Consider the following 7,421-nt stretch of genomic DNA (forward strand, 5'->3'; position numbering starts at 1 on the left):
CCCATTGTGGACTAGACCATTCCTCGCTGTCCATGCTGTTGCCGCCCGGACTCCATGGGTATGCCGATCATCATGTGTCCTCCGCCGACCGGCCCGTCCCACGCCCCACGGAAAAGAACTAGGCTCACCACCGTGCCCTCCATGAACGACCTCGTACGCCAGCACACCGCACTCGACGACTCCGACCTGGAGTGGCTGCATCTGCTGGTCTCGGAGTGGCAGCTGCTCTCCGACCTGTCCTTCGCCGATCTGGTCCTCTGGGTGCCCACCCTGGACGGCACCCGCTATGTGTCCATCGCCCAGATGCGGCCCAACACCGGACCCACCTCCTACCACGACGACATGGTCGGCCACCTCGTCCCGCGCGGCCGCCGTCCCCTGCTCGACGCCGCCCTCGACGAGGGCCGGATCGTCCGGGAGGGCGACCCGGAGTGGCGCGAGGAGGTCCCCGTGCGGGTCGAGTCCATCCCGGTCCGCCGGGAGGGACGGGTGCTGGGGGTCATCGCCCGGAACACCAATCTGCTGACCGTGCGGACGCCCAGCCGGCTGGAGCTCACCTATCTCCAGAGCGCCTCCGACCTGGCGCAGATGATCGCCGGCGGTGCCTTCCCCTTCCCCGGCCAGCAGGTCGACATGGACGCCTCGCCCCGCGCCGGCGACGGCCTGATCAGGCTGGACGCCGACGGCATCGTCCAGTACGCCAGCCCCAACGCCCTCTCCGCCTACCACCGGCTCGGCCTCGCCGCCGACCTCGTCGGGCATCATCTGGGCGAGGCCACCGCTCAGTTGGCACCCTCGCGCGCCCCGGTCGACGAGGGTCTCGCCAAGCTCGCCAGCGGCTGGGCGCCCCGCGAGTTCGAGGTGGAGGCCAATGACGGGGTCATTCATCTGAGGGTGATCCCGCTCAAACCCAAGGGAAGTCACATCGGTTCACTCGTACTGTTGCGCGATGTGACCGAACTGCGACGGCGCGAACGCGAGTTGATCACCAAGGACGCCACCATCCGGGAGATCCACCACCGGGTGAAGAACAACCTCCAGACCGTGGCGGCCCTGCTGCGCCTCCAGGCGCGCCGGATCGGCTCCGCCGAGGGCCGTGAGGCACTGGAGGAGGCGGTCCGCCGGGTCGGTTCCATCGCGATCGTCCATGAGACGCTGTCGCAGAACCTCGACGAACGGGTCGAATTCGACGAGATCGCCGACCGGGTCCTCGCCATGGTCGCCGAGATCTCCCCGGGCCGGGTCACCACCCGGCGCACGGGCCGCTTCGGGGTGCTGGACGCCGAGGTCGCCACGCCGCTGTCGATGGTCCTCACCGAACTGCTCCAGAACGCCCTCGAGCACGGCTTCGGGCCGGGGGAGCAGGGCACGGTCGAGGTCACCGCGGTCCGCGGCGGCACCCGCCGGGACACCCGGCTGCTGATCTCCGTCCAGGACGACGGGCGCGGGCTGCCCGAGGGCTTCGACCCCCAGCGCGCCGGCAATCTGGGCCTGCAGATCGTACGCACCCTGGTGGAGGGCGAGTTGGGCGGAACGTTCGACATGGTGCCCGCTTCCGGGCAGGGGACACGGGTGGTGCTCGACATTCCGGTGGGCGCGGAGAAGCCCTGAGAAGTTATAGGGCGTCATAGGAATTCATACGGCGTCCTGGAATAGCACTGAGCCCCGGCTCTCTCGAATGAGAGAACCGGGGCTCAAAGCTTTTATGCCCAGAAGGCTGTGCTTAGCGCACGGGTGGGGGGTACTGCGCGCTGCGGCTCGGGGGCCGAGAGGGGCGGGGCGACTCGCGTCAGGCGGTGGCGTTGCGAGCGCGGTTGCGAGCGGCACGGCGCTTCATCGCGCGGCGCTCGTCCTCGCTGAGGCCACCCCAGACGCCGGAGTCCTGACCGGACTCGAGCGCCCACTGCAGGCACTGCTCCATGACGGGGCAGCGGCGGCAGACGGCCTTGGCTTCCTCGATCTGCAGCAGCGCAGGACCGGTGTTGCCGATGGGGAAGAACAGCTCGGGGTCTTCCTCGCGGCAAACGGCGTTGTGACGCCAGTCCATGGCTGCTCCATCTCCTCGTGTTACGGCTACGTGGCTTGTGAATGTGAACGCTTTCACGAATCCCCCCGCAAGGGAAGGGCCGACCTCCAGCCAGGCAGACTGGTGCGGTCCAGGAAGATAAGGAGGGGGTTCGGGCTCTTCGGGGAAGCCTTGATGGCGGGCCGTCCCGATCGCCACGAAAAGACTCGCAAACCTCGGCGACGGATACAACCCCTTCTGGAAAGTTTTTTTTGATTCCTCGGTGTCGGCTAGGTCACAGCCGTCATTCCAGGGGGTGGAACCCAGTCTAAACGTTCGAGTGGAAGGACTTTAGGCCCTAGCACTCACACAATCACACGCAGTGCACGGCGAACGCCTGTGAACGTCACGCTGGTGCGCAGTCCGAGGTGGTCGCCGTCCATCTGGAAGGGCAGGGGGGCCTGCGAATGCAAGGTGAACGAGTCCTGGTCATGCAGTGACACAGCGTGTTTGCCCTGCGGGCCGCGCTCCGGCGTCGACGTCAGCAGCTGGGTGCCGTAGCGGGTGGCCGCCAGAGTGGACAGCTTGGTGAATCCCAGCACGTCAAGGGCGGTGTCGAAGGACGCCTGCGGCAGCGCGTACATCGGCCGGTTGCCGAAGTACGTCCACGGGGCCGTGTTGCAGATTATCGACATGACGAGATTCTCGAGTGGCTTCTCGCCAGGCCGTTCGAGGGTGATCGTGCCGTGCCGCCGGTTCGTTTCTCCGAAGAACTGACGCATCACCTGTCGCACATACAGGGAGTGCGTCGAACGCTTGCCGCGCTCCCGCTGCTGCTCCACCCGGCCGACGACGCCCGCGTCGAACCCGAAGCCGGCACAGAAGGTGAACCAGCGGGCCGGCACCGCCTCGTCCTCCGAGCCCGGCGTCCCGGCCGCGAGGCCGAGCCCCACGGTCCGCTCGGAGCCCTCCCGCAGCGCGTCCAGCAGGGCGCCCGTCGCCTCCACCACGTCATTGGGCAGGCCCAGCGCGCGGGCGAAGACATTGGTCGAGCCGCCCGGCACCACCGCGAGCCGCGGCAGGGCCTCCGGATCGGGCCCGGAGTGCAGCAGACCGTTCACGACCTCGTTGACCGTGCCGTCTCCGCCGAGCGCGACGACCAGCTCGACATTGCCGCTCTCCGCCGCCCGGCGCGCGAGGTCGCGTGCGTGACCCCGGTACTCGGTCGTGGCGACGTCCAGCTTCAGGTCGCTGGCCAGGGCGTGCGCCAGGACATCGCGAGTACGGGCACTGGTGGTGGTGGCCGAAGGATTGACCACAAGAAGCGCACGCATGCGCGCCAGCCTACCTACCTGTCGGTACACGGCCCGTCCCAGGCCCGGCTTCGAAGGATTTGCGTACCGATACCCTGCTGAGGTGAGCAGCAAGCAGTCCGCGTCGAAATCCGCCCGGAAGGGTGCGTCCACCGGGGCCACCGCCAAGGGTGCCGCCGGCCCCGTTCCGGAAGCCCCGGGGCCCCGGCCCGCCCGGCTGACGGCGGCCGCCGGGCTGGTCGCCCTCCAGGGGCTGGCCCTCGCCGTCTCGGGGATCTATCTGCTGGTCATGGGGCTGCTGGGCAAGCCGGACAGCCCGCAGCAGGCCGAGACCGGCGGGCTGACCGTCCTGGCGCTGGCCGCGCTGCCGCTCCTCGCCGCGCGCGGCCTGTGGCTGCTGCGGCGCTGGAGCCGCGGCCCCGCCATGATCACGCAGATCATGGCGCTGCCGGTCGCCTGGACGCTCTACAACGGCGGCGGCGCGCTGATCGCCGGCGCGGTGGCGCTCGCGCTGACCGCCGTGGCCACGCTCGTCCTGCTGGTGAACCCCACCGCGACCGAGGCGCTCGGCATCGGCCCGCGCGAGTCCTGAGCGTCCTCTCCGGTCACTCCTCGATCAGCAGCCGGTCCCTGAGCTGGGCGAGCGTACGGGCCAGCAGCCGGGAGACGTGCATCTGGGAGATGCCCACCTCCTGGGCGATCTGCGACTGCGTCATATTGCCGAAGAAGCGGAGCAGCAGGATCTTCTTCTCGCGCGGCGGCAGGTCCTCCAGCAGCGGCTTGAGGGACTCCCGGTACTCCACGCCCTCCAGCGCCTCGTCCTCCGCGCCCAGGGTGTCCGCGACCGCCGGGGACTCGTCGTCCGTGTCGGGGACGTCCAGCGAGAGCGTCGAGTAGGCGTTGGCGGACTCCAGGCCCTCCAGCACCTCCTCCTCGGAGATCCCCAGGTGCTCCGCCAGCTCATGGACCGTGGGGGCGCGGCCGTGCCGCTGGGAGAGCTCGGCCGTGGCCGTCGTCAGCGACAGCCGCAGCTCCTGGAGCCGGCGCGGGACCCGCACCGCCCAGCCCTTGTCGCGGAAGTGCCGCTTGATCTCGCCGACCACCGTGGGGGTGGCGTAGGTGGAGAACTCCACCCCGCGGTCCGGGTCGAAGCGGTCCACGGATTTGATCAGGCCGATCGTGGCGACCTGGGTGAGGTCGTCGAGCGGCTCGCCGCGGTTGCGGAACCGCCGGGCCAGGTGCTCCACGAGGGGCAGATGCATCCGCACCAGGTGGTTGCGCAGCTCGGCCCGCTCCGGGGAACCGTCGGGGAGCTGCCGCAACTCGATGAACAGGGCGCGGGCGCCGCTGCGGTCGTGCGGATCCGCGTGCTGGTGCCGCTGCCGGCGCTGGTGCTGATCCATGTGGTCCGCCCGCTCTGATGGGTCGCTCACCCGCTCCGCCGGGTCCACCGGGGTCGCCGGACCGGCCGGGTCCACCGGGGTCGCCGAGCCGGCCGGGTCCACCGGGGTCACCGGATCCACCGGGTCCGCCGCGTCCGGCGCGGCGGCCGGATCGAGGTCTTCCGGATCGGGCCGGGCAGGCTGCTGCGGGATGGCCGGAGTGCGCACTCCCCGCGATGACGCAGTACTCACGGAGCCCCCTCTTCCGTCACGGCTGCCCGGGGCCGGCGCCGCGCTTCTTGTGCAGGCTGATGCTGACCGTCCGGTCCTCCGCGACGGTGGAGTCGACCTCACCGGCCAGGGCGGAGAGCACCGTCCAGGCGAAGGTGTCGCGCTCGGGGGCGCGGCCGTCCGTCGTCGGCGCCGAGACGGTCACCCGCAGCGCGTCCCCGACGAGGCGGAAGACACAGCTGAGCACGGAACCGGGAACGGCCTGTTGCAGCAGGATGGCGCAGGCCTCGTCCACGGCGATGCGCAGGTCCTCGATCTCGTCGAGGGTGAAGTCCAGCCGGGCCGCGAGACCGGCTGTCGCCGTCCGCAGCACCGACAGGTAGGCACCCGCAGCGGGCAGCCGGACTTCCACGAAGTCCTGGGTCGTCCCAGGCTCGCCAGCGATTGGGGACACCCTCACCTCCAAGGTGGCACAAGCTCATTGAGCTGTCGGGAGCGCCGGTCCCACGGCCCCCGGACGAGGGCGGCGCGGGCCGGTGCGGCACATGGTCCGGCTGAGACGCTATCGCGATCTGCGGTTCCGCGCCGCAGGCCCACGACTGTCACTCATGGTAAACCCGTAAGTACAGACGGTGGGTAGGGCTGTGCGGCCTCAAATCGAAAGCGAGGTCGGCCTGTTGGGATTTTCGTCACTCTGTGCGAGCGCCGCAAGAGCCTGGAGCGGTTCTCCCGACAACCGGCGCACGGTCCACTCGTCCATCGCCTCCGCGCCCAGCGATTCGTAGAACGCGATCGACGGCGCGTTCCAGTCCAGCACTGACCATTCGAAACGCTGATAGCCCCGCTCCACGCAGATCCCGGCGAGCTCCGCCAGGAGCGCCCTGCCGTGACCGCCGCCGCGGGCGTGCGGACGCACGTAGAGGTCCTCCAGGTAGATACCGTGCGTACCCGTCCAGGTCGAGAAGTTGCGGAACCACAGGGCGAACCCCACCGTTTCCCGACGGTCCGCGTCACTCTCCGCTATCAGCGCGTAGACCGCCGGGTCCGCGCCGAACAGGGCGTCGCGCAGCTGTTCCTCGGTCGCCCGCGCCTCGTCCAGCGCCCTTTCGTACTCCGCCAGTTCGCGGATCATCGCGTGGATGTGGGGGACGTCGGCCGGAGTCGCGGGTCGGATCATGCGGGCATGATCTCAGACGCTGTGCTCGTCTCAGACGATCTGTTTGTCCACGTAGCACCAGCGCCAGCTCTGCCCCGGCTCGAAGCTGCGCATCACCGCGTGCCCCGTCTCCTCGAAGTGCCCGGTCGCGTGGCGGTACGGGGAGGAGTCGCAGCAGCCCACGTGGCCGCACTCCAGGCACAGCCGCAGCTGCACCGGGTGGCTGCCCGCCGCCTCGCACTCCGGGCAGGTCGGGGTCAGCGGCGCCGGTTCGGGGCGCGGCAGCTCGTCCACATGCGAACACTCGATCATGATGGCCAGGTTAGAGCGCGCGAGCGGAAAGGGTGGAGGAGCCATGGACGTCATGCCGCTGCTGACGCTGATCGCGGGCGGGGCCGCCGTCGCGGGCGCCGCCCGCAGGACCCCCGTGCCCGCGCCGCTGCTGCTCGTCGCGGTCGGCCTCGTCGCCTCGTACGTCCCCGGCGTGCCCGAGTACGCCCTCGACCCCCATGTGGTGCTGCCGCTGGTGCTGCCGCCCCTGCTGCACACCGCCGCTCTTGAAAGCTCCTATCTCGATCTGCGGGCCAACCTGAGGCCCGTGGCCCTCCTCAGCGTGGGGTACGTCCTCTTCGCCACCCTCGCGGTCGGCTACGTGGCCTCCCGCGCGGTGCCCGGCCTGCCGCCCGCCGCCGCGCTCGTCCTGGGCGCGGTGGTGGCCCCGCCGGACGCGGTGGCCGCCACCGCGATCGCCCGGAGACTGGGGCTGCCGTCCCGGATCACCACGATCCTCCAGGGCGAGTCCCTGGTGAACGACGCGACCGCCATCACCGCCTACAAGGTCGCCCTCGCCGCGGCCCTCGGCACCGGTGCCACCTGGGCCGACGGCGTACGGGAGTTCGCGATCGCCTCGGTCGGCGGCATCGGCGTCGGGCTGGTCCTGATGGTGCCGATCCACTGGCTGCGCACCCACCTGCGGGAGCCGCTGCTGCAGAACACGCTCTCGCTGCTCATCCCCTTCGTCGCCTACGCCGCGGCCGAACAGGTGGGGGCGTCCGGCGTGCTCGCCGTGGTGGTGGTCGCGCTCTACCTGGGACACCGGTCCTGGCAGGTCGACTTCGCCACGCGGCTGCAGGAGGCGGCCGTGTGGCGGGTCGTTTCCTTCCTGCTGGAATCGGCCGTCTTCGCCCTCATCGGGCTCCAGTTGCGCGTCGTGCTGCGGGACCTGGGGGAGTACGGGCGGCATCGGCGTCGGGCTGGTCCTGATGGTGCCGATCCACTGGCTGCGCACCCACCTGCGGGAGCCGCTGCTGCAGAACACGCTCTCGCTGCTCATC

At 70.2% G+C, this 7,421-nt stretch carries 9 protein-coding genes; 3 read left to right on the forward strand and 6 right to left on the reverse strand.

Annotated elements, in window-relative coordinates; genetic code table 11:
- The first annotated feature begins 141 nt into the window (after nucleotides 1–141).
- The gene (locus K6I33_RS05760; RefSeq protein ID WP_229348588.1) at nucleotides 142–1,611 is read left to right on the forward strand and encodes a sensor histidine kinase; all 1,470 of its coding nucleotides are present in this window, start codon (nucleotides 142–144) and stop codon (nucleotides 1,609–1,611) included.
- Nucleotides 1,612–1,789: 178 nt separating this feature from the next.
- Here K6I33_RS05760 and K6I33_RS05765 read toward each other — a convergent pair whose 3' ends face one another.
- Together K6I33_RS05765 and K6I33_RS05770 are read right to left on the reverse strand one after the other, a co-directional pair.
- On the reverse strand, nucleotides 1,790–2,047 hold the full coding sequence (locus K6I33_RS05765) for a WhiB family transcriptional regulator (RefSeq protein WP_004937597.1): 258 nt from the start codon (nucleotides 2,045–2,047) through the stop codon (nucleotides 1,790–1,792).
- A 323-nt stretch (nucleotides 2,048–2,370) separates the two neighbouring features.
- Nucleotides 2,371–3,339 (reverse strand): diacylglycerol kinase family protein, encoded by a 969-nt coding sequence (locus tag K6I33_RS05770; protein ID WP_229348589.1) that lies wholly within the window; start codon nucleotides 3,337–3,339, stop codon nucleotides 2,371–2,373.
- Between the two features lie 82 nt (nucleotides 3,340–3,421).
- Between K6I33_RS05770 and K6I33_RS05775 the strand changes: the two genes are divergently transcribed.
- Nucleotides 3,422–3,910 carry a hypothetical protein gene (locus K6I33_RS05775; protein WP_374283506.1) on the forward strand — a complete coding sequence of 163 codons (489 nt, stop codon included), beginning with the start codon at nucleotides 3,422–3,424 and terminating at the stop codon, nucleotides 3,908–3,910.
- Between the two features lie 13 nt (nucleotides 3,911–3,923).
- Here K6I33_RS05775 and K6I33_RS05780 read toward each other — a convergent pair whose 3' ends face one another.
- From K6I33_RS05780 to K6I33_RS05795, 4 genes are all read right to left on the reverse strand, one after another.
- A complete protein-coding gene (locus K6I33_RS05780; protein WP_229348594.1) occupies nucleotides 3,924–4,796 on the reverse strand; it encodes an RNA polymerase sigma factor SigF in 873 nt (290 codons plus the stop codon).
- A 172-nt stretch (nucleotides 4,797–4,968) separates the two neighbouring features.
- Entirely contained in the window at nucleotides 4,969–5,385 is a 417-nt protein-coding gene (locus tag K6I33_RS05785; RefSeq protein WP_126915983.1) for an anti-sigma regulatory factor, read from the reverse strand.
- A gap of 198 nt (nucleotides 5,386–5,583) precedes the next feature.
- A complete protein-coding gene (locus tag K6I33_RS05790) occupies nucleotides 5,584–6,108 on the reverse strand; it encodes a GNAT family N-acetyltransferase (protein ID WP_229348590.1) in 525 nt (174 codons plus the stop codon).
- Between the two features lie 30 nt (nucleotides 6,109–6,138).
- Nucleotides 6,139–6,399: a UBP-type zinc finger domain-containing protein gene (locus tag K6I33_RS05795; RefSeq protein WP_229348591.1), complete on the reverse strand. Its 261-nt coding sequence runs from the start codon at nucleotides 6,397–6,399 to the stop codon at nucleotides 6,139–6,141.
- A gap of 43 nt (nucleotides 6,400–6,442) precedes the next feature.
- Between K6I33_RS05795 and K6I33_RS05800 the strand changes: the two genes are divergently transcribed.
- On the forward strand, nucleotides 6,443–7,421 hold a 979-nt coding region (locus tag K6I33_RS05800; RefSeq protein WP_229348592.1), incomplete at its 3' end, for a sodium:proton antiporter.

This window comes from Streptomyces sp. UNOB3_S3 (assembly GCF_020740895.1).
Classification (GTDB): Bacteria; Actinomycetota; Actinomycetes; order Streptomycetales; family Streptomycetaceae; genus Streptomyces.

Excerpts from the sequence above, each read along its gene's own strand:
- K6I33_RS05765 (WP_004937597.1), bottom strand. The coding sequence starts at position 2,047 with ATGGACTGGCGTCACAACGCCGTTTGCCGCGAGGAAGACCCCGAGCTG.
- K6I33_RS05760 (WP_229348588.1), top strand. The coding sequence starts at position 142 with ATGAACGACCTCGTACGCCAGCACACCGCACTCGACGACTCCGACCTG.
- K6I33_RS05790 (WP_229348590.1), bottom strand. The coding sequence starts at position 6,108 with ATGATCCGACCCGCGACTCCGGCCGACGTCCCCCACATCCACGCGATG.
- K6I33_RS05795 (WP_229348591.1), bottom strand. The coding sequence starts at position 6,399 with ATGATCGAGTGTTCGCATGTGGACGAGCTGCCGCGCCCCGAACCGGCG.
- K6I33_RS05770 (WP_229348589.1), bottom strand. The coding sequence starts at position 3,339 with ATGCGTGCGCTTCTTGTGGTCAATCCTTCGGCCACCACCACCAGTGCC.